The 20,972-nt window shown below is 64.6% G+C and carries 18 protein-coding genes; 9 read left to right on the top strand and 9 right to left on the bottom strand.

Annotated features, from left to right (window positions below; translation table 11 throughout):
• Nucleotides 1–876 (bottom strand): MlaE family ABC transporter permease, encoded by an 876-nt coding sequence (locus NWF22_RS15650; protein ID WP_202398893.1) that lies wholly within the window; start codon nt 874–876, stop codon nt 1–3.
• A gap of 15 nt (nt 877–891) precedes the next feature.
• Nucleotides 892–1,659 (bottom strand): MlaE family ABC transporter permease, encoded by a 768-nt coding sequence (locus NWF22_RS15645; RefSeq protein ID WP_160903716.1) that lies wholly within the window; start codon nt 1,657–1,659, stop codon nt 892–894.
• Between the two features lie 435 nt (nt 1,660–2,094).
• On the opposite strand from NWF22_RS15645, the gene NWF22_RS15640 reads away from it, so the two are divergent.
• The 3 genes from NWF22_RS15640 to NWF22_RS15630 all read left to right on the top strand — a co-directional run bounded on the left by NWF22_RS15640 (nt 2,095) and on the right by NWF22_RS15630 (nt 4,456).
• Nucleotides 2,095–3,291 (top strand): cytochrome P450, encoded by a 1,197-nt coding sequence (locus NWF22_RS15640; RefSeq protein WP_160903489.1) that lies wholly within the window; start codon nt 2,095–2,097, stop codon nt 3,289–3,291.
• A gap of 59 nt (nt 3,292–3,350) precedes the next feature.
• Complete coding sequence (locus tag NWF22_RS15635) at nt 3,351–4,187, top strand: mycofactocin-coupled SDR family oxidoreductase (RefSeq protein ID WP_160903490.1); 837 nt, start codon at nt 3,351–3,353, stop codon at nt 4,185–4,187.
• Between the two features lie 77 nt (nt 4,188–4,264).
• Nucleotides 4,265–4,456 carry a ferredoxin gene (locus NWF22_RS15630; RefSeq protein ID WP_160903491.1) on the top strand — a complete coding sequence of 64 codons (192 nt, stop codon included), beginning with the start codon at nt 4,265–4,267 and terminating at the stop codon, nt 4,454–4,456.
• Between the two features lie 99 nt (nt 4,457–4,555).
• Here the strand turns inward: NWF22_RS15630 and NWF22_RS15625 are convergent, their stop codons facing one another.
• The 4 genes from NWF22_RS15625 to NWF22_RS15610 all read right to left on the bottom strand — a co-directional run bounded on the left by NWF22_RS15625 (nt 4,556) and on the right by NWF22_RS15610 (nt 8,950).
• Nucleotides 4,556–6,262 (bottom strand): FAD-binding protein, encoded by a 1,707-nt coding sequence (locus tag NWF22_RS15625; protein WP_160903492.1) that lies wholly within the window; start codon nt 6,260–6,262, stop codon nt 4,556–4,558.
• A gap of 53 nt (nt 6,263–6,315) precedes the next feature.
• Entirely contained in the window at nt 6,316–7,545 is a 1,230-nt protein-coding gene (locus NWF22_RS15620; protein ID WP_160903493.1) for a cytochrome P450, read from the bottom strand.
• A 47-nt stretch (nt 7,546–7,592) separates the two neighbouring features.
• Nucleotides 7,593–7,787, bottom strand: coding sequence for a ferredoxin (locus tag NWF22_RS15615; RefSeq protein ID WP_160903494.1), 195 nt, complete (start codon nt 7,785–7,787; stop codon nt 7,593–7,595).
• Between the two features lie 296 nt (nt 7,788–8,083).
• On the bottom strand, nt 8,084–8,950 hold the full coding sequence (locus NWF22_RS15610) for an SDR family NAD(P)-dependent oxidoreductase (RefSeq protein ID WP_160903495.1): 867 nt from the start codon (nt 8,948–8,950) through the stop codon (nt 8,084–8,086).
• A gap of 634 nt (nt 8,951–9,584) precedes the next feature.
• On the opposite strand from NWF22_RS15610, the gene NWF22_RS15605 reads away from it, so the two are divergent.
• The 6 genes from NWF22_RS15605 (at nt 9,585) to NWF22_RS15580 (ending at nt 16,097) form a co-directional block, all read left to right on the top strand.
• Entirely contained in the window at nt 9,585–10,271 is a 687-nt protein-coding gene (locus NWF22_RS15605) for a TetR/AcrR family transcriptional regulator (RefSeq protein WP_160903496.1), read from the top strand.
• A 399-nt stretch (nt 10,272–10,670) separates the two neighbouring features.
• The gene (locus NWF22_RS15600; protein ID WP_160903717.1) at nt 10,671–11,633 is read left to right on the top strand and encodes an enoyl-CoA hydratase/isomerase family protein; all 963 of its coding nucleotides are present in this window, start codon (nt 10,671–10,673) and stop codon (nt 11,631–11,633) included.
• 69 nt (nt 11,634–11,702) lie between these two features.
• Nucleotides 11,703–14,111, top strand: a complete 2,409-nt coding sequence (locus NWF22_RS15595) for a CaiB/BaiF CoA-transferase family protein (protein ID WP_160903497.1) — start codon at nt 11,703–11,705, stop codon at nt 14,109–14,111.
• A 35-nt stretch (nt 14,112–14,146) separates the two neighbouring features.
• A complete protein-coding gene (locus tag NWF22_RS15590; RefSeq protein ID WP_160903498.1) occupies nt 14,147–14,443 on the top strand; it encodes a hypothetical protein in 297 nt (98 codons plus the stop codon).
• A 4-nt stretch (nt 14,444–14,447) separates the two neighbouring features.
• A complete protein-coding gene (locus NWF22_RS15585; protein ID WP_160903499.1) occupies nt 14,448–15,104 on the top strand; it encodes a 3,4-dihydroxy-2-butanone-4-phosphate synthase in 657 nt (218 codons plus the stop codon).
• Between the two features lie 270 nt (nt 15,105–15,374).
• A complete protein-coding gene (locus tag NWF22_RS15580; protein ID WP_233751552.1) occupies nt 15,375–16,097 on the top strand; it encodes an IclR family transcriptional regulator in 723 nt (240 codons plus the stop codon).
• Nucleotides 16,098–16,295: 198 nt separating this feature from the next.
• On the opposite strand, the gene NWF22_RS15575 is transcribed toward NWF22_RS15580, so the two are convergent.
• The 3 genes from NWF22_RS15575 to NWF22_RS15565 form a co-directional block, all read right to left on the bottom strand.
• Nucleotides 16,296–18,122 (bottom strand): flavin-containing monooxygenase, encoded by a 1,827-nt coding sequence (locus NWF22_RS15575; RefSeq protein ID WP_160903501.1) that lies wholly within the window; start codon nt 18,120–18,122, stop codon nt 16,296–16,298.
• Between the two features lie 6 nt (nt 18,123–18,128).
• On the bottom strand, nt 18,129–19,463 hold the full coding sequence (locus tag NWF22_RS15570) for an NtaA/DmoA family FMN-dependent monooxygenase (protein WP_160903502.1): 1,335 nt from the start codon (nt 19,461–19,463) through the stop codon (nt 18,129–18,131).
• Between the two features lie 281 nt (nt 19,464–19,744).
• Nucleotides 19,745–20,770, bottom strand: a complete 1,026-nt coding sequence (locus tag NWF22_RS15565) for a VOC family protein (protein ID WP_160903503.1) — start codon at nt 20,768–20,770, stop codon at nt 19,745–19,747.
• Nucleotides 20,771–20,972 lie beyond the last annotated feature (202 nt).

Raw genomic sequence — 20,972 nt, 5'->3', positions numbered from 1 at the left:
TCAGCCGGAGAGGTTGAAGTTGCCGTTGGAACCGTAGATCGCCAGCGACACGAGCAACGTCACCGTCACCACAGCGATCAGCGACGTCCGCACCGCGTCACCCACCGCGATGCCCACCCCGGCTGGACCACCACTGGCGAAGAAGCCGAAGTAGGTGTGGATCAACAAGATCAGCAACGCCATCGCGAACGCCTGGACGAAAGACCACACGAGGTCCAACGGGTTCAAGAACGTGGAGAAGTAGTGCGAGTACAGCCCCGTCGATTGCCCGAGCAACACCACGGTGGTGAAGTGACACGCCGCGAATGATGCGATGAGCGCGATGGCGTACAGAGGCGCCAACACGATCATCCCGGCGGCGATCCGCGTACCCACCACGTAGGACACAGGGTTGATACCCAGTGACTCGAGGGCGTCGATCTCCTCATTGATCCGCATCGCACCCAGCTGCGCCGTCGCCCCTGCACCGAAGGTCGCGGCGAGACCGATCCCCACGACCACCGGCGCCGCGATGCGTACATTGATGAAGGCCGAGAGGAACCCGGTGAGCGCCTCGATCCCGATGTCGCCCAGCGTGCTGTAGCCCTGCACGGCGAGGGTACTGCCGGTGGCCAGGGTCAGGAACCCGACGATCACGACCGTGCCACCGATCAACGCCAGATTTCCTGCGCCCATGCTGGTCTCGGCGATCAGTCGGATGGTCTCACGCCGATGGTGGATGGCCGCATGGGGCACGCTCCGAAGCGCACGCGCGTAGAAGATCGCGTGATCACCGAGACGACCGAGCACACCTATCGGCCGGCGGATCTCCCGGCGTAGGCGTGGATGGAGCACGCTCGGGACCACTGACCGCCCGGAGGCCCGCGAAGACGACATCAGCGACACCGTCGATCACCTCGCCGTCAGCTGGACGCCGATGGCGGTGATGACCACATTCACCACGAACAGGGCCATGAAGGCATACACGACAGTCTCGTTCACGGCGTTGCCCACCGATTTGGCTCCGCCCGAGACGATCAGGCCCCGGTAGCAGGCGACCACTCCGGCGATCAAGCCGAAGACAAGTGCCTTGACCGACGAGATGATGACCTCCTGGGAACCGGTCAGCAGGGTGATCCCGGATGCGAACGCACCTGGGTTGACGCCCTGAACGAAGACCGAGAAGACGTATCCGCCAACAATTCCGATGACACACACCAGACTGTTGAGTAGCAGCGCAACCAAACCCGATGCCAGCACCCGGGGCGTCACCAGACGCTGGATCGGGTTTATGCCGAGCACCTCCATGGCCTCGATCTCCTCGCGAATGGTCCTCGAGCCGAGATCAGCGCACATCGCGGTGGCGCCCGCGCCGGCAACGATGAGTACGGTGACCATCGGTCCGACCTGAGTCACCGACCCGAATGCCGCGCCCGCTCCACTCAGGTCCGCAGCGCCGAGTTCACGCAACAGGATGTTGAGCGTGAAGCTCACCAAGACCGTGAACGGTATCGCCACGAGCAGGGTCGGCATCAGAGAGACCCGCGCGACGAACCACGACTGATTGACGAACTCACGTGTCTGGAATGGACGACGAAACGCGAACGAGAACGCATCGGCGCCCATCATGAACAGACCACCGACTGCCCTCAACGGACCTGCCGAGTACCGGGATATCACCTCGCTCGCCGGCCCCTGACGACCCCGGGCGGGCCGGGTCGCGGTCACCGTCGCACCACCCTGGGCACTGGCGGCGCACCGGCGAGCATGGACTCCGGGCTCGACTTGGTCATCATTCTCCAATGTGGCAATGGCCTTCTCGCATCTCGCAATCAGATAATCACAACGAGCCGACTGAGACAACCGTCCAACGGATAGATGCTGGCCTCGGTAACAGCGGTCGCGATGCGAGAACAGGACTGTCGCAAGCATGTTTCGCGGTCGCGCCCATGCAGACATCGGACCCAGGCTCAGAGAATATGCTTCTCAAGTTTTGATATGGACAGTTGCACGAGCGGGTCGATTACCTCACACTTGATCCAAGCGTCGACGGCCCACGATGGCGTTCGACGCTCTGTCAGATCCGTGAAATGCAGTCCTGCGAGAGGACAATCCGTGACGAGCAGTACGACGAGCGACATCCGATACGACCCGTACGATGTGCAGCTCAACGCCGATCCGTATCCGACGTTCCGGCTGATCCGCGAGGAAGCTCCGCTGTATCACAACGCCGAGCACGACTTCTTCGCCCTGAGCCGACATGAGGATGTCACCGCCGCGCTCAACGACTACGCGACATTCAGTTCCAGCCGCGGGGCGATCCTCGAACTCATCAAGGCGAACATCGACATCCCACCGGGCGTCCTGATCTTCGAGGATCCCCCGATCCACGACATCCATCGGAAACTGTTGGCCCGGATGTTCACGCCGCGCAAGATCTTCGCACTCGAACCACAGGTTCGAGAGTTCTGTGCGGCATCACTGGATCCTCTGGTCGGCACGGGCAACTTCGACTTCGTCAGGGATCTGGGGGCGCAGATGCCGATGAAGGTCATCGGCATGTTGCTCGGCATCCCGGAATCTGATCAGGAGGCCATCCGGGACTTCGCGAACGAGCAGATGCGGACCGAGGAGGGAAAGCCGATGCGTGCCGCCGAAGAGGGCATGGCGACCGGCGACATATTCGCGGCCTACATCGACTGGCGGGCAGAGCATCCGTCCGACGACATCATGACCGAGTTGCTCAACGTGGAATTCGAGGACGAGACCGGAACACACCGCAAGCTCAGTCGCGATGAGCTCCTCACCTACGTCAACGTGGTCTCCGGCGCGGGCAACGAGACCACCACCCGCCTGATCGGTTGGGCCGGCAAGGTCTTGGCCGAACATCCCGACCAACGCCGGGAGCTCGTCGACAACCCCGACCTCATCCCCAACGCCATCGAGGAACTCCTGCGATTCGAGCCACCGGCCCCGCATGTCGCCCGATATGTCACGCGCGATGTCGATTACTACGGCACGACGGTGCCCGCAGGCAGCGTGATGATGCTGCTCATCGCGGCGGCCAATCGTGACGACCGGCGTTTCCCCGACGGCGACACCTTCGACATCCACCGCAGCACCAAGCAGCACCTCACCTTCAGTGTCGGTACCCACTTCTGTCTGGGATCGGCGCTCGCCCGTCTCGAGGGACGTATCGCGCTCGAGGAGATCCTCAAGCGCTTCCCCGAGTGGGAGGTCGATCTGTCGCAGGCGTCGCTGTCACCCACCTCTACCGTCCGAGGTTGGGACACACTGCCGGCCACGTTCTGACCCCCGCTCCGACCAGACATCGTCGAACACAGCACCATCTCAACACGAGGAGAGTTCTCATGACCGGAAGAGTCGAGGGCAAGGTTGCCTTCATCACCGGAGCCGGGCGCGGCCAGGGCCGCAGCCATGCGGTTCGTCTCGCCGAAGAGGGCGCCGACATCATCGCGATCGACATCTGCGAACCGATAGACGGTGTGCCCTTCGACCTGGCCACCGACGACGACCTCGCCGAGACCGCCGAACTCGTCAAGTCGCATGACCGGCGCGTGGTCACCGCAAAGGTCGACGTGCGTGACCTCAATGGCCTGACGAAGGCCGTTCAGTCCGGCGTCGAGCAGCTCGGTCGCCTCGACATCGTCGCCGCGAACGCCGGAATCGCCACCGGCGGGTCGTCACTCGAGGACATGGACACCAAGACCTGGCAGGACATGATCGACGTCAACATGACCGGGGTGTGGCACACAGCCAAGGTCGCCATCCCACACATCGTCGCGGGTGGCCGCGGCGGGTCGATCGTCCTGACGAGTTCGGTGGGTGGGCTCAAGTCGTACCCGTTCTGCGGACACTACGTGACCGCCAAACATGGCGTCATCGGGATCATGCGGACACTTGCCATCGAACTGGCGCAGAACAACATCCGGGTCAACTCCGTTCATCCGACGCAGGTGAACACGGCCATGATCATGAACGACGCGACCTACCAGATGTTCCGGCCCGACCTCGAGAATCCCGGCCCGGACGACTTCGCCCCGCTGTCGCAGATGATGAACACGCTGCCGATCCCGTGGGTGGAACCCGAGGACATCAGCAACGCGGTGCTGTTCCTCGCCTCCGACGAGTCGCGGTACATCACCGGTGTCACCTTGCCCGTCGACGCCGGCGCATGCCTGAAGTAGAACGCGCCACCGCCGGTGTGTCCTCGGGTGAGATCTCGAGTGACACACCGGCTCGACCCTGCCGAGGATGACCGATCATGAAAGTCGATGTGAACTTCCAGGTCTGCGAGAGCAACGGACTGTGCGCGGGTGCGGCACCGCAGGTCTTCGACCTCGATGACGACGACACCCTGCACCTTCTCCGATCCACGGTGACGCCAGATATCGAAGAGCAGGTGCGCGACGCCGTGCGCCAATGTCCGCGACGGGCAATTGTGCTCGCAGAGTGAGCATCACAACCGGGTGAACGACGACCTTGCGGTGAAGACCGCGCGCCTACACGGAATCCGTCACGTGTAGGCGCGCAGTTGTCGTGGATCGCCGGCCGGCTAGACGTCCGCCGATTCGGACGACCGGACCCCGGTTGATCGCGTGTGTGCATGGTCGGCGGCGATGTAGGAGAACACCACCGACGGACCGATCGTGGCGCCGGCACCGAGGTACTTGCGTCCCATGACCGAGGCCGTCGAATTGCCCGCAGCGTAGAGACCGGTGATCGGATCGCCGCCCTCACTGAGCACGCGTCCGTGTTCATCACACAGCACACCGCCATTGGTACCGATGTCACCCGGGTACATCGGCACCGCATAGAACGGCGGCTTCGCCACCGGCCCCAGACATGGATTCGGTTTATGCGACGGATCTCCTTGGTACTTCTCGTGATCGCCCTCGCCGCGATGGAAATCCGGGTCGACGCCGGTCGCTGCGAATGCGTTGAACCGCTCGATGGTCTCCGTCAGCGCCGCCGGGTCGATTCCGCACCGGTCGGCCAGCTCCGGCAATGTGTCCGCCTTCTTCATCGCCCCGCTGGAGATCCAGTCCTTGGGAGTCCGGCCCGGCGGCGCCATCCCGAACACATACCGGGAACGGTGCCGCGAATCGATGATCAGCCACGTGGGCAGCGCCCCGCCGACGGCCTTCTCGTGCGCGAACATGCACTGTCCGGCCTCTTGGTAGGCGACCGCCTCGTTGAAGTAGCGCTTCCCGTGCGCGTCGACCATGATCGACCCCGGCTTGCTGCGTTCACTGATGCACATCGACGGCACGCCGTCGGGCATGATCCAGGACGGAAGCCACCATGCCTCGTCCATCATGTCGGTGGCCGCCCCGTACTTCATCGCGATCTGCAACGTCTCACCGGTGTCGCCCGGATTTGCGCTCGTCCACTCGACACGACCCGGTTGATCTCGGGAGAACTCTTCGCGCATGGTCTGATTGCGGGAGAAGCCGCCGGCGGCCAACAGCACACCCTGGCGAGCCCGCACGCGGATCTCCTCGCCACCACGCTCGAGCACCGCGCCGGTGACCTCCCCGTCCTCCACGACGAGATCCACCAGGGCGGTCTCGGTCCAGATCGGCACACGCCGCGTACGCAGCGCCCTGAGCAGATAGCCGATCAGCGCGGCCCCGTTGGTGACGTTCTTGCGCCCGCGCAGTTTTCCCCACACGGTTCGTGCCATCACCCGCGACATCACACCCGCGCCCTTGCGGGTGAACAGGCTGGACACATACGCGGCTTCGTAGGTGTAGAGGGTCATGTTCCCCGCCACCGGAGGGCGCAGACTGTTCGCCCACTCACCGAGTTGCCGGGTGTCGAAGGCGGTCGCCTCGACCGACCGTGATCGGGCCACCCCGCCGGTGACTCCGCGAACCCCGGAGTAGTAGTCGCTGTAGCCCTCGCAGTGGAGAAACTCCACGCCCTCCTGCTCGAGAAAGCGCAGCATGTCGTTTCCCGACGTGAGGTACGCCTCCCGGCGGGCCGTCGACGACGCCGGGCTGCACTCGGCAGCCTTGCCGGCAACGGAATCGAAGTACGCGACCGCGTCCTCATGCGAATCGGCGACGCCGGCGCGGGCCATGATCTGGTTGTCGGGCAACCAGATCACGCCACCGGACATCCCGGTGGAGCCGCCGATCATGTCGGATTTCTCGGCCACCACCACATCCATGCCCAACGCCGACGCGCGAAGGGCGCCGACGAGTCCGCCGCCCGACCCGACGACAAGCATGTCGGTGACATGATCCCACTCCTGCATGGCCATACCTCAGTTCCGAGAGTCGATGTTGCCGAACGCCTTCTGAAGACCGATCACCATGTCACCGGCAGCGAGTACACCCCGTAGGCCAGTCGATCGGATTTGAACTCGATCGTCTCGGGCTCGACCGCGATTCGGAGATCGGGCAGTCGGGTGAACAGCGTGCGATACACGATCTGCAGTTCGGCCCGCGCCAGTTGTTGGCCGATGCACTGGTGGGGTCCGAAACCGAAGCCGGTGTGCAGGCGCGCCGAGCGGGTGATGTCGAGCTTCTCCGGTTCCGGGAAGGCCGCCGGATCCCAGTTGGAGGAGCTGAGTTCGACGATCACGCCGTCGCCCGCACGGATCGTCTGACCGGAGATCTCGATGTCCTCGAGCGCGATTCGACGCTGGCCATTGTGGATGATACCGAGGTAGCGCATCATCTCCTCGACCGCGTTCACCACGACGTGGTCGTCATCGGCGTCGCGGATGAGTGCGAGTTGATCCGGGTTCTGCAACAGCGCGAGTGTGCCGAGCGCGATCATGTTGGCGCTCGTCTCGTGTCCGGCGATGAGCATCCCCAAGCCCATCTGGGCGGCTTCGGCGGCGTCGATCTCGCCGTCCCGGGCATAGCCGGCGAAATCACTGAGCACATCGTCGGCCGGATCGACCATCTTCTTCTCGACGATCTCGTGCATGAACAAGAACATGTTGGCGAACGCCTGCATGTTCTCTTCCGGCGTGGCATACCGGTCGACGGCCTGGACCGAATTCTCCTGAAAGAAATCGTGATTCTCGTAGGGCACCCCGAGCATCTGGCAGATCACGATCGACGGGACCGGAAGAGCCACCGCGGTCACCAGGTCGGCCGGCCGGGGTCCGTCCACCATCGCGTCGAGCAACTCGTCGACGGTCTGTTGGATGAACGGCCGAAGGGCCTTGACACGCTTGACGGTGAACGCGCGCGTCATCATCCGACGGAATCGGGCGTGCTCCTCACCGTCGGAGTTGAACACAGATTTCGGCCGGATCGAGACATTGGCCTTCATCCCCTCGTTCCAGTGCGGGAACCCGGGCAGCGTCTCGTCGACGCTGATCCGCGGATCGCCCAGGAGCGCCTTCTGCGCCTCGAGCCCGGTGATCAACCAGGGCGTGGAGCCATCCCAGATCTCGACCCGACTGACCGGATTGATCTCGCGTAGCCTCCTGGTTCCGTCCGGAGGGGCGAAGGGGCATCGCGAATCCCGCTCCATCGGGAAGTAGGGTGTCTCGTTCTGTACTTCGGTCACGGTTTCTGACATGAGTTCTGGTCCTTTGCAGGGTCGGGGTGCGGGAAACTGCGAACCGGTCAGTCGTCGACGACGATGGCCAGGGCAGGGCAGACCGCTGCCGCGTGCCGGACGTCATCGGCCTCCGACGTCGGCGGATCCTCATCGATCAGAAACGCGATACCGTCGTCATCTCGCTGATCGAAGACCGCATCTGCGGCCGCAACGCACTGGCCCGACGCGATACATTTGTCCTGATCGATGGTGATCTTCATGGGGTTCTCCTAGCTGAGGGCCGCCGGCTGCGCCGCGGTCAGAGTTGTTGGGCTGAACACTGTCTGGTGGCTTCACGTGCGGCAGGAGATCCGTTCGCTTCGACGGCTCGGCCGATCCGGCCCCGGTGACGGCGCGGCTGCTTGGCCATACCTTGACAGGGGTGGCCGGTCGCACGGCGCGTGCAGTTCGGCTCCGATCACGGTGCTCTTCTGGCCATACCCACTGCGGCGCAAAGCGTCTGCGGTCGACAGGCCGGCGTCGGATGCGCCGACGATGAGAACGCCGGCGGCGTAGTTCATCCCTCCCCACCCCGACCGGAGCCGACGAGCTCGGAGTCATCCGACTTCCGCTCTTGTCCGCCGCTCTGCTGAGTCTGGGTGGGCGCACCGGCGGACGTCCCGCCGTCCACCGGCAGCAACGTCGCGGTCACGTAGCGCGACCGCTCGGAGGCCAGGAAAAGCGCGGCCTCGGCGACGTCTTCTTCGGAACCGTCACGTTTGAGCGGTCGGTTGGCCGCCATCATCTGCCGGACCATGGCGACGAAGGTATCGGCGTCGGCGCCCATCTTCTCTGCCGACTTGGCCAGAAGCGGAGTCGGGATGCTCCCCGGAGCAATACAGTTCACCCGAACGTCGTGTTGCGCGAGGTCGATGGCCACCGACTTGGAGAAGTGGATCACCGCGGCCTTGGAGGCGCGGTAGGTCAGTACGGCGGCACCGGCCTGTATCCCGCCGATCGAGGAGATGTTGACGATCGAACCACCGCCTGTCTTCGCCATCTGGGCCGCGGCGTACTTCGTACCTGCCATGACGCCGAGCAGGTTGACCTTCATCACGCGCTCGAAGTCCGCGAGGTCGTCGTCGAGAAAGCTCGGGTGCATGGTGCCCGATATCCCGGCGTTGTTGACCATCACATCGAGGCGCCCGAACTTCGCCACCGCGTGATCTATCACTGCCGCAATCTCATCGGGGACAGAGACATCGGTCGGGACGAACTCGACGGAGTCGCCGAGGGTCGCACGGAGTTCACGTCCGCCGTCCTCGTCCACGTCGGCGATGACCACGCGGGCACCTTCGGCGACGAACTTCTCGACGATGCCCCTGCCGAGCCCGGACGCACCACCGGTGACGACGGCGATCTTCTGAGACAACTCATTGGTCATTGTGTGGCGCCCTTCGATCTGGTTGGGATTGCGGATGTGCTCGGATGACTGTGATCCGATGACGACAGGTCCCGGAGCGGATCACACCGGAAGCCGCTCTCGTGCACGCTCTGGCGAACCCGCGGTCACCGACCATCGATGACCGCGGACAGTGTGCAGCGCACCCGCGGAAGGAAGCCTTCGGACGACGAACCCGCTCGACCGGTGTCGGTCCTCCGCCCGCGGAAGAGTCATTGGCCCCTGGCCGGACGACCAGGTGTGTGCTACGTCTCACTCTGCGAACCAGAGTGGCAGCGTCACACAATGTTGTCAAGCGATTGATTGAAATTTGCGATCGCAACGTCGGCGGCTCAGTCGGACATGCGAATCTTGTCGCCGAATCATCGGGCGGGACGGGTCGATATACCGCCTATTCGGCCGCCACGGGGTCCGCTACGCACGAATCGCGCATGTACTCAATCAATCGGGTGCTTTACCCGTGCGGTAAGGTTGAATCGCCGCAGGGTTGCGCAACGAAGCGCGTGCGCGACGGGATCCGGCCGAGGTGTTGCGGTCCGTCGCACACGGCGCGGAGGTCCGCGTCGGCGGTGAACAGTTGTGACGAACCCAGTCGAGGACAAGCGAGGTCAGGTGGATGGCTACCGTGTCGGGCTTCTCCGACGAGCCGGCCGATCACGGTTCGGCGACCCGCCAGCGCAAGAAGGAAGCCACCCAGGAACTGATCCTCGACACGGCCGAACGCCTTTTCGCGGAGAACGGGATCTATGCCGTGTCGAATCGGCAGATCGCCGAAGCAGCTGGTCAGGGCAACACGGCGGTCGTCGGGTACCACTTCGGAAGTCGCACCGACCTGATTCGCGCACTGGTCAGGCGCTTTCATCAGGGCATCGAACCCACCCGTGAGGCGATGCTCGAGCAGATCAGCGGATCCACCCAGATCCGCGACTGGATCGATTGCCAGGTCCGTCCGATCACCATGCGATTCGACGAACTCGGCTCGCCGACGTGGTTCGCACGGTTCGGGGCCCAGCTCATCTCCGATCCCGAACTCCGGGATGTCATGCTCGAGGAGTCATGGAGCGACTCCCCGTCCCTGCAGCAGACGGTGGACGGCGTGTCCAAGTGCTTGCCGTTCCTCCCCGCCCAGGTGCAACCGGAGCGGACCGAGTGCGCGCTGCACTTGATCATCAACATGTGCGCACAGCGGGAGCGCGCACTCGCCGACGGGCTACCACTCATCCGCAACACGTGGTCCGAGATGGCCACAGGCCTCGTTGACATCATCGTGGGCATCTGGACTGCGCCCGTCACACCCGCCTGACCTGCAGCGACGTACCCATTGGACCAGCACGGGTCCTCGGGATCCCCGGTGGGCGCGCTGCGCAGATCCGCGTCCCCTCATGTCGACCACGGGTTCCACCAAACATAAATCAAGCAGTTGATTGACTTTGTGCCTGTGATGCGGTTCACTTACTGCCATGAGCGCGGGTGACCGCACAATCCCGCTCAGGCGCTGCGCATTCGAGATGGCAGCGTACGCATACCGGTTGTCGGGCAAGGACATACAGATCACCGGCGCCTCGCGCGACCCACCTCGACGTTCCGCACAACCCGAGCAACAGTGCATCGGACCATCCGGATCCAGAGATCTGGCGAATCCGACCGCACGGCCGATACGGAGGTTCCCATGACAGATCCCACTCACACGACTGGGGCGACGATGTCAGACGATCGACATCCCACCGCAGAGGAGATCATCCGCTACGACAAGGACCCGGCAACCAAGATCGCCACCATCACCTTCGACCGCCCGGATCACCTGAACGCACCCACCGCAGATGCGCGATTGCGCTACGCCGACCTGCTACACCGCGCCGAGATCGACGACGACGTCAAGGTGGTGGTGATCCGCGGAGTCGGATCCAACTTCGGTTCTGGCGCAGACATTCCCGAGGCGATGGAAATGGAGATGGATCCGACCGCGGCAGGCCGCATCCGGGAGCTGCGTGTCGACGACGCCGATGCCATCAACTTCCCTCCGCCCGGCTCCTACCGGCGCGGCGCGTCGATAACCCAGTGGTATGCGAACTCGGCGGCCGGCTGCCGCAGCCTTCAGGACTTCAAGAAGATCAGCATCGTCGAGGCGAAGGGCTACTGCTACGGCTGGCACTTCTACCAGGCCGCCGACGCAGACCTGGTCATCGCGAGTGACGACACACTGTTCGGTCATCCCGCCTTCCGCTACATCGGTTTCGGGCCTCGGATGTGGACATGGGCCCAGACCATGGGCATTCGCAAGTTCCAGGAGATGGTGTTCACCGGCCGGCCGTTCACCGCGCAGGAGATGTACGACTGCAACTTCGCCAATCGCGTGGTCCCCCGGGAGGAACTCGAGGTAGAGGTGGAGAAGTACGCACTCGCCTGCGCGCGTACCCGTCCCACGGACACCGTGTTCATGCAGAAGATCTTCTTCGAGCTGATGAAGCAGCAGCAGGGCGAATACATGGGCAGCATGATCACTGCCCTGTTCGAGTCACTCGGCGGCACGGCGATGCCCGACGCCGCAGACCTCAGCCTCGATGAGGACACCTTGTCGGCCGGTATCAACAACGCCGTCAAATCCAACGACGACCAGTTCCCTCCGGACTTCCGGCTCAGCAAGTCGGGTCGTCGCCGGCCCTGACCGTTCCCCTGCCACCCGTCGCCATCCCGACTCCCCGACAAGCCCATGTGAGAAAGGTCAGGTCCGCCGATGTCCGCACCCACCCCCTTGGACAACTACCTCGTCGTCGACATGTCCGACGGGATCGCTGGTGCCTATTGCACCAAGATGCTCGCCGACGGCGGCGCCCGCGTCGTCACAGTCGAACCGCCAGAGGGTGATTCGCTACGGTCCTGGTCAGCGTCAGGGTCAGCTGCCGACACCGACTCCGACGGCGCTCTGTTCGACTATCTCGCCTGTTCCAAGGAGAGTCTTGTCGTCGACCCCGACGTCGCTGCCGATCTCGACATGCTCAACCGGTTGTTGTCGAAAGCCGACGCGGTGGTGTGGTCACGCGGATCGCGGCTGACCGCGCAGACCGCCCTTGCACCGTCGGCGATCTGCGACGCGCATCCCCACCTGGTGGTCACCGCGATCACGCCGTTCGGTCTCGAAGGTCCGTGGAGCGAGCGAGCGGCAACCGAGTTCACCTTGCAGGCGTGGTCGGGCGGCATCGTCGGACTCGGGCGCGGTGCACCCGACCGCGCTCCGGTGCACGTGGGCGGACGAATCGGTGAGTGGTTCGCCGGCGCCTACGCTGCCGCCGCCACCATGACTTCCGTATTGCGCGGCGGTGCCGGCGAACTCGTCGACCTGTCCATGCTGGAGACCGAGATCCAGGGACTCACCTATCATTCCACCACCTTCCAGGAGCTGCGTGGCCGCCCCTTCCGGTCCGAGCGATCGATCTTCATCCCCGGCGTATCCCAGGCGTCGGACGGCATGGTGGCACTGGGCTGTGCAACCGCTCAGCAGTGGAACGACCTGTGCGTCATGGTCGGGCATCCCGAGTGGATCGACAACGACCAGCCACTCCAGATCACCACCCGTGCTGCCGAATTCGCCACGGACATCTACGCGTGGATCTCGGAACGCACCGTCGACGAGGTGTGTGAGGCGGCGACGGCCTTCCGAATCCCCAACGCCGCCGTGGGCAACGGCGCCAACCTGCCCGAACTCGCCCAGCACGAGGAACGCGGCTCCTACATCAAGAATCCGACGCGTGGGTTCACCCAACCGGGACATCCGTATCGGATGAGTTCCTTTGCCCTCCACCAACCCGAGCCGGCACCACGTCTCGGCGAACACACCGAGGCTCTTGGCGCGGAACTGTCGGCCCCGGATCACAAGGGTGATCGTCAGCAGGCCACGACGACCGGCAAACCGTTCGAGGGTATGCGGGTGCTGGACATGACGGCGTTCTGGGCGGGACCGTCGTGCACGCACATCCTCGCCACCCTCGGCGCCGAGGTCATCCACGTCGAGTCCACGTCTCGGCCTGACATGACACGATTCATCGCCGGGGTGCCGATGACCGACGAGAACTGGTGGGAGAAGTCGCCGATCTTCGCCGGACTCAACACCAACAAGAAGGGCGTGACCCTCAACATCCAGACCGAGCAGGGTCGGGAGCTCCTCAAGGAGCTGGTGAAGACGTGCGATGTGTTGGTCGAGAACTACACGCCGCGGGTGCTGGATCAGATCGGCATGGACTACGAGTCGGTCAAGGCACTGCGCCCCGACATCATCATGGTGCGTATGCCCGGCTTCGGCCTCGACGGGCCGTGGAAGGACAAGGCGGCGTTCGCCTATGTCATCGAGGATGCGTCCGGATTGACCTGGCTCACCGGCCATCCCGACCAGAATCCCGTCGAGCCGTACTCCATCGGCGACCCCAACGCCGGTATCCACGCACTCAACGGGCTGCTCGTCGCGCTGGCGCACCGCGACCGTACCGGTGCGGGAACCCTGGTCGAGGCCAGCATGATCGAAGCCGCGCTGAACGTGTCCGCCGAGCAGGTCATCGAATACTCGGCATACGGCAAGCTGCTCAATCGCGACGGCAACCGCGGCCCCGTCGCGGCCCCGCAGAACCTCTATCAGTCGGCCGGCACCGACGAGTTCGGACGAGACGACTGTTGGGTGGCCATCGCCGTCGAGACCGATGCTCAGTGGTCGATCCTGCGCGAGGCGCTCGGGTCACCCGAATGGGCACTCGACCCGGCGCTGGAATCGGCCGACGGCCGGCGTGCCGCACACGACCTCATCGACGAGAAGCTCGGACAGTGGTGCCGCGTGCGTAGCGACGACGAAATCGTCGACACGCTCTGGGATGCCGGAGTTCCGGTCGCCAAGGTCATGCAGCCACATCGGCAGACCGAACTGCCGCAACTGGAGTTCCGGAGGTTCTTCGCGCAGGTCGACCACGCGGTCAACGGCACCGCGCGGCACACCACGCTGCCGATCCGCTTCTCCTCGGCACCCGAGCAGTTCGACATGCGCCCGGCACCTCTGCTGGGAGAGCACAACACCGAGATCCTCACCGGGATCGGGGTGACGGCCGCCGAGCTCGACAAGCTCGAAAGCGACAAGGTCATCGGACGGAAGCTGGCCTTCTAATCAGTCATGCCACCCATGGATCAGAAAGGTTCACGATGAAACCCACACCGGGAAAATCCCTCTTCAGTACCGTAGACGCCACTACCGTCGTGGTCATCCGCTGGGGCGAGACGGAGCTCGACCTCACCTGCGGCGGTGCGCCGATGACCGACACGGACCCCAAGACCGTCGCCGCGCCGCCGACGACCGGCGCCACCCAGCTCGGCAAGCGGTACACGACCGAAGACGGCTCCGTGGAGTTGCTCTGCACCAAGCCGGGCGACGGTGAGCTGGCCATCGACGGCGTGGCGCTGGGCATCAAGTCCGCCACCCCACTCCCCGCATCGGACTGATGTCATGACCGCGGGATCTCTGATCGACATCTCACGCCACGAGCGGTCGGCGGCACGGACGGATTCGTGCCCGGTCTTCGACGCGATCACCCGACTGCGGGCCGGCGAGATCGTGATGGTCTGCGACGACTCCGCGTCGTCGGCCACCTACGACCTCGTCTGTGCGGCCGATCGACTGACGACGGACCGTGCTGCGTTCATGGTTCGTCACACCTCGGGCTTCCTGCAGGTCGCGCTCCGCGACCCGGTGTGCGATCGTCTGCAGATACCCCCGGTCGCGCCCAACGCCGACCGGTTGTCATCGCAGCAGTGTGTCGCCGTGGATGCCGCGGTCGGCGTCGGGACCGGCATATCCGCCACGGATCGGACCCGGACGATCAACCGGTTGGGCGCGCCCGACGCGGTGTCGAACGACTTCACTCGTCCCGGTCATGTCGTCCCGATCCGGGTGGCCAGTCAGCCGCTGCGCCACGACACCGCCTCGTTGGCACTGACATTGGTGGAGATGAGTGGTTCGACAGCAGCGGTGTTCGCCACTGTGGTCGATGCGGACGGCCTGACCGAGGGTCTGCCGACGAGCACCGAGTCCGCCGCGTTCGCCGCGCGCCACGGTCTCGCCGTCATCGGCCTCGCACAGGTCGCCCACGCTCGGTCGGCCTGAGTCCGTGGTCCGCGGCCCTTCACCTGTGCACGTCCGTCGTCGCCGCGGACGGGCCACTCCTGCCCGCAAGCGCCCTCTGCAGAGCGGAGGCGTCCTGGGCCACTGCCTTATCCCATCACGTTTCGACCGCGCTCCATCCACTGCCCCAGGAACTCTGGGCCCGTTTACCTTGGACGGTGAATCATGACCACAATGTTGTCGGACTCTATGGTGTCGGACTCCGCGCCTGCCTCTGTGCAGTCCTCTCTGCCGTTGTCGATGGTTGAACGCATGACGTTGATCATGGAGGCCTTCGACCGGCCGTTGGCGCGCCTGACCCTCGACGAGGTGACCCAGCACACCGGTCTCCCGCGGTCGACCGCGCATCGGATCCTCGACCAACTCGTGCGCTGTGGCTGGCTCATCCACGCCAAGACGCACTACAGTCTCGGCGGTCGGGCGCTGACGCTCGGCGGTCGTGAACGTGCACAGCACGAATTGCGTTCCGCAGCTGCCGACATCGCCCAGAACCTGGCGTCCCGGACCGGGACATACGTGCACATCGCGACTCTCGCCGGCGCCGAGGTGTTCTACCTCGAGATGTTCAGCGGCCGTTCCGGTAGCCGCCCGGGCTCGCAGGTGGGCGGCCGCGCACCGGCGCACTGCACCGCGGTCGGCAAGGCGATCCTGGCCACCCTCACCCCCGAGTACGTCGACAATCAGTACGCCGACGCGCTCGGCAACGTCCGCACCATGCACAGCATCCGCGACATGTCGGCGCTGCACCAGGAACTTGCGCGTGTCCGCGGACGCAACGGATTGGCCCTCGAGCGGGGCGAGTGCTTTCCCGGCCTCGCCTGCCTCGGCGCGGCCATCCGCAGCGATGACGGCACCGTGGGCGGTATCTCCGTCGTCACGCCTCGAGACCAGGTGCTCGAACCGCTGGCACCGATGGTTTCGCGAGCCGCGCAAGCCATTTCGGCTCGGCTGACCGGCCCACGCCGGCCGCGATAACCCGAGCACGGCCACACCGACGCCGGTCACGACCCCTCGTTTGTGACCGGCGTCGGCGTGTGTGACCAGTACCGCCGCCGGCCTGCCTTCGCACCCGTCGAGACGCTCGCAGGCTCGCTACGCAGAGACCGGAGAAGACACCCGCGCTGCGGGCGCCGCGCGCTCCTCAGGAGGACGACGCCCGCAGCACGAGGTACCTCATTCGATGGTGACGCCCTCCAGAGTCCCGGTGGCCCGCCACTTCTCCAGGATCTCGAAGAAGGCCACCGGCCCTCCGCCATAGCCGGCGGAGAGCAGACTGTCGGGATTGTTGGTATCCCCTTCGGAGTCCAGGTAGCTCGGGGTGCAGTCGACGAAGAACTGTTTGCCCATTTCAGTACTGTCCGCCATGGTCTGGACCCAGTCGTTCTCGGCCTCCTGGTCGGCTTCCACCAGCGATCCACCCCGTGATCGCCACTCGGTGAGGATATAGGCGAGATGCCGAGCACGTTCCTCGGCGGTGTGGATGTAGTTGTGCGCGATGCCGGTCTGGGTGTATCCGAGGAAGAAGCAGTTCGGGAAGTCATGGGACTGGAGTCCGTGGAACGTCCGCGGACCCTTCGACCATTTGTCACTGAGCCGGACTCCGTTACGACCGGTGATGTCGAATCCCGAACGTCTCGTATAGCTGGTCCCGACCTCGAAGCCGGTCGCGAACACCAGCGCATCGACCTTGTACTCGACGTCGCCGACCACCACGCCGTCGGTGGTCAATCGATCCAGTCCCCGGCCGTCGGTGTCCACGAGCTCGACGTTGTCCCGGTTGAAGGTCTGCAGATAGGCGTCGTGAAAGCTCAGCCGCTTGCACAGTCGCTTGTACCAGGGCTTCAACTTCTCGGCGGTCGCCGGATCGGTGACGATCGAGGCGATGCGATCACGGACCTGCTCCATCGACTTGTAGTCCTCTTCGAAGAGGAAGTCGCCGATCTCCTCCATGGTCATCTCACCACCGCGACGCTCCAACTCGCGCATCACGGCGGGCGCGGTCAACTCGTCGGATACCCGAGTCCACCCATCGTTGACGAGATCGACCTCGGCACCCGCACCGGCGGTCATGCGGGTGAAGTTCTCCATCCGCTCGCGCTGCCAACCGGGTTGCAGTCCCGCCGCCCACTCCGGGTCCGTGGGACGGTCGCCGCGGGCGTCGACGGCCGCCGGCGTCCGCTGGAACACATAGAGCTTCTGCGCCCATTCACCCAGGTGCGGAACACATTGCAGCGACGTAGCCCCGGTTCCGACGATGCCGACCGTCTTGTCGCTCAACCCGGTGAGCTCGCCGGATTCGTCGCCACCGGTATAGGAGTAATCCCAGCGACTGGTGTGGAACGTGTGCCCCTCGAACTCGTTGATGCCCGGGATGCCCGGCAGTTTGGGACGGCTCAACGGCCCCGGCGACACCAGCACGATGGTCGCCGTGATCGCGTCACCGCGGTCGGTCGAGACCGTCCACTTCCGTGCCTCGTCGTCCCACGTCATACCCGTGACCGCGGTCTGGAACAACGCGTCACGATACAGATCGAAATGCTCGGCGATGGCGACGCAGTGTTTGCGGATCTCGGGCCCGAACGCATACCGGCGCGAGGGGATGTAGTCGAGTTCTTCGAGCAGCGGCATGTAGATGTAGGACTCGATGTCGCACTGCGCTCCGGGGTAGCGATTCCAGTACCAGGTTCCGCCGACGTCGCCGGCCTTGTCGACGATCCGGATATCGTCGAAACCTGCCTGTCGCAGCCGCACCGCGGCCAGGAGGCTCCCGAGGCCCGCGCCGATGATCAGGACCTCGACCTCATCGGAGCGCGGCCCACGCTCGACGTATTCGGTGTACGGGTCGTCGGCGTAATGCGAGAATTCCGCCGTCACCTCGACGAACTGGTCGACGGCGTCGGTGCGCAGCCGCTTGGACCGTTCGTAGGCGTGTTTGGCGCGTACCCATTCGGGGTCATAGGAGTCGGGCTGTGGTCCCGGGTCCTGCACAGAAATGGTCATGTCGTGCTACTTCTCTCCATTGAGTCGGATCTCACTGCCGAACCGCTCCCGAAGAGGTCGCGAATCCGGTGTGCCGCGGTAGATGCCGCGATCGATCAGTCGGGGCACGACCTCCTCGATGAAATCGCGGATATCGATGACACCGGTCGGGAACATGATGTTGAATCCCCCGACGGTCCCCTGGGCGTGCCATCCGGCGAGGTCCTCGACGAAGTCGTCGTAGGAACCCACGAACTTGCGGTGCTGCGCGCCGCCGCGGGCCAGGGACTGCGCGGTGACGTCTCGGACGGTGACCCCCGGGTTGTCGGAGATCCAGGTGTAGAGGCCCACGTAGTTGCCGTAGGTGCTCTTGATCGTGTCCTTCACGTCCTCGGGCCGGGGGATCTGGTCGAGGGGGAACGGGTCGTCGATGCTGTCGAAGGTGTACTCCAGCCCGAACTGGATCAGCGCGAACGGCGCATAGAGTTCGTAGGGCACATGATCGTCGAGGGCTCGCAGCTTCTCCTCCGCATCGGCGGTGGTCCGCCCCAGATAGGGAATCAGGCCCGGAATCGCCGGGACACTGCCCTCGGGGCGGCCGGCCTCCACCAACGCCGCGTCGAGCGCAGCGCGGTAGTCCGCAGCCTGCTCATAGGTGTTCGCATTGGTGAACACCATCTCCGCATGTTTGGCGGCCACCCGGATGCCGGGACCGGACCCACCCGCCTGTGCGATGAGTGGACGCAACTGTTGACTCGGCGCGACGTTGAGCGGTCCCAGGACCTGAAAGTTCTTGCCCTGATGATTGATCGGGTCGGCATAGAACTTCCGGATCCCGTCGGCGTCGAAGCGGAGCTCGCGGTTTTCCCAGAGCCCCTTGACCACGTCGAGGAACTCATCCGCGATCTGATAGCGGGTGGTGCGATCCGGATGCCCTTCCTTGCTGTAGTTCAGCGCCCACTCCTCGCTGACGCTGGTGACCGCGTTGAAACCGGCACGACCGTTGGAGATCTGGTCCAGCGAGCCGAGCAGGCGGGCGAGGTTGTACGGATCGTAGAAGGAGGTCGATGCGGTCGCGATGAGACCCAGGTACCGCGTCTGAGTGGCCAGCGCGGCGAACGCCGTGATGGGCTCCGGCGGGCCCCCGTCGAAGGCCGGCGACCCTGCGGTTCCCGCGATGTCGCCGAGGAACATCGCCGTGAAGAGCCCTTCCTCGGCGAGCCTGCCCATCTCGAGGATGGGCAGGTAAGCGTTGGTACGGTCCGGACCGCCACCGTGGCCACGCTCGAAAGCCGGTGTGCCCTGATGGTGGTTGATCTCGTTACCGACGAGGTTCAAGTGTAGATAGCGTTTGTTTGACATCTGCTCTCCGTCTTCGACTTTCGTCCAGATCCAACTCGAACGGTGGAATCGGGGTGAGGGCCCCACTGGCCTAGGGAAAGGCTATGAATGTCGGCCCGGCAGGTCAGGCCACGTCCCGCTGGTCGAGACCCCTCGGGTGGCCATCTCGTTGGCATAGCGGCTGGCTGGGTGTGACACACATCGACCCCGGCCTCCGGTCGTCACATGCGTGCGCGACCGGAGGCCGGGGTCGGGGCGGACGGGGGGTGAGGTCAGGCCTCACCTGCTGCCCTGGAGTGGTGTCACGCCTGCCCGGCCACCGCCTGCTGGCCGATCAGCGAGGTCACCGACGACACCGCATCCGTCGCCGACGCCATCGAACCATCTTGTGTGACATCGAGTTCCTGGCCGAACCACGTCATGCCGTCGGGATTCATCGGAGTCCATCCGAGTGCTTCCCAATCGGGGTCGAAGATGTGGTAATTGCCCGAGTACAACTCGATGCGGTGACCGGAGCCGGGTTCTTCGACGTAGAGGTACATCGCCTGACCGATACCGTGCTTGCCGGGTCCGCAGTGGAACTTGACGTCGAGATCACGCAGGGTGTCGGCAGCGACGATCAGGTCGCTGTGGTTCTCGAGGTTGAACGCCACATGATGCATCTGGGAGTTCTGCCCGGTGAGGCTCATCGCGATCGCGAGGTCGTGGACCTGTGAGGTGACCGAGGTCCAGGAGGCGATGAGCATGTCGTTGTCCGGCACATAGACGTACTCGCGGCGCTTGAATCCCAGCGCATCGCGCAACCATCTCTCGGCATCCCCCACGTATTCCGGCGAGGCCTGGATGTTGAAGTGATCCAGGCGCCGGACGCCGAGCCCCCGCCGACGCGACGAGTTGCTCAGCAGACGCGAACTGATCTCCGGCGGCGCGGCCGGCGCGTCGATGTCGTAGTAGAGCTCGAAGGCATGGCCCGAGTACGGGACCACGAATCGAAGCGCGGTCCCTCGGCCCGCCTGATGGCCGGCGGGCAGTTCGGCGACCTCGACGCCCTGGGCGCTGAACTCCTCGTAGAACAGCTCGACGTCCTGTGGCCGCCGGACGCGGAAGCTGTGTGAATCGACGATCGCGGTGTCACTGGCGAAGAGCACCAGTGAGTGATGCTTCATCTCCTGGTAGCCACGGAGGTAGACGGTGTCGCCCACCCTCTCGACTTCCTCCATCCCCAGGATGTCGCGGAAGAAGTGCAGCGACGTCTCGAGTTTCGGGGTGCCCAACGCAATCGCTCCGCATTGCGCGATCTGCGGTCGCTCCTGGGGTGCAGCGGTCATGGTCTGTTCTCCTCTGACGTTCGACTCAAACCTGCGCAGCAGCCTAGATTCGCGCCACGGCCGATGATGCACCCGATCTCGCTCACCGGTACCCGCACAGCCCGCTCGACGGTGTCCCGCAGCGGCGCCCGATCGGCCACCGAATGTGGTCCCGGTCACCGGAATACCCGGTCCCGCCGTACCCGACCGTCCCCACACTGGG

Origin of the sequence: Gordonia mangrovi (genome assembly GCF_024734075.1) — a bacterium.
Classification (GTDB): Bacteria; Actinomycetota; Actinomycetes; order Mycobacteriales; family Mycobacteriaceae; genus Gordonia; species Gordonia mangrovi.
The sequence above is the reverse complement of the archived record's forward strand: the minus strand, read 5'-3'. Positions and strand labels throughout refer to the sequence as shown.

What these genes read in the sequence shown, in the direction of transcription:
- NWF22_RS15650 (WP_202398893.1), bottom strand. Translation starts at nt 876, where the DNA reads ATGTCGTCTTCGCGGGCCTCCGGGCGGTCAGTGGTCCCGAGCGTGCTC.
- NWF22_RS15635 (WP_160903490.1), top strand. Translation starts at nt 3,351, where the DNA reads ATGACCGGAAGAGTCGAGGGCAAGGTTGCCTTCATCACCGGAGCCGGG.
- NWF22_RS15630 (WP_160903491.1), top strand. Translation starts at nt 4,265, where the DNA reads ATGAAAGTCGATGTGAACTTCCAGGTCTGCGAGAGCAACGGACTGTGC.
- NWF22_RS15625 (WP_160903492.1), bottom strand. Translation starts at nt 6,262, where the DNA reads ATGCAGGAGTGGGATCATGTCACCGACATGCTTGTCGTCGGGTCGGGC.
- NWF22_RS15620 (WP_160903493.1), bottom strand. Translation starts at nt 7,545, where the DNA reads ATGTCAGAAACCGTGACCGAAGTACAGAACGAGACACCCTACTTCCCG.
- NWF22_RS15615 (WP_160903494.1), bottom strand. Translation starts at nt 7,787, where the DNA reads ATGAAGATCACCATCGATCAGGACAAATGTATCGCGTCGGGCCAGTGC.
- NWF22_RS15610 (WP_160903495.1), bottom strand. Translation starts at nt 8,950, where the DNA reads ATGACCAATGAGTTGTCTCAGAAGATCGCCGTCGTCACCGGTGGTGCG.
- NWF22_RS15605 (WP_160903496.1), top strand. Translation starts at nt 9,585, where the DNA reads ATGGCTACCGTGTCGGGCTTCTCCGACGAGCCGGCCGATCACGGTTCG.
- NWF22_RS15600 (WP_160903717.1), top strand. Translation starts at nt 10,671, where the DNA reads ATGTCAGACGATCGACATCCCACCGCAGAGGAGATCATCCGCTACGAC.
- NWF22_RS15595 (WP_160903497.1), top strand. Translation starts at nt 11,703, where the DNA reads ATGTCCGCACCCACCCCCTTGGACAACTACCTCGTCGTCGACATGTCC.
- NWF22_RS15590 (WP_160903498.1), top strand. Translation starts at nt 14,147, where the DNA reads ATGAAACCCACACCGGGAAAATCCCTCTTCAGTACCGTAGACGCCACT.
- NWF22_RS15585 (WP_160903499.1), top strand. Translation starts at nt 14,448, where the DNA reads ATGACCGCGGGATCTCTGATCGACATCTCACGCCACGAGCGGTCGGCG.
- NWF22_RS15580 (WP_233751552.1), top strand. Translation starts at nt 15,375, where the DNA reads ATGACGTTGATCATGGAGGCCTTCGACCGGCCGTTGGCGCGCCTGACC.
- NWF22_RS15575 (WP_160903501.1), bottom strand. Translation starts at nt 18,122, where the DNA reads ATGACCATTTCTGTGCAGGACCCGGGACCACAGCCCGACTCCTATGAC.
- NWF22_RS15570 (WP_160903502.1), bottom strand. Translation starts at nt 19,463, where the DNA reads ATGTCAAACAAACGCTATCTACACTTGAACCTCGTCGGTAACGAGATC.
- NWF22_RS15565 (WP_160903503.1), bottom strand. Translation starts at nt 20,770, where the DNA reads ATGACCGCTGCACCCCAGGAGCGACCGCAGATCGCGCAATGCGGAGCG.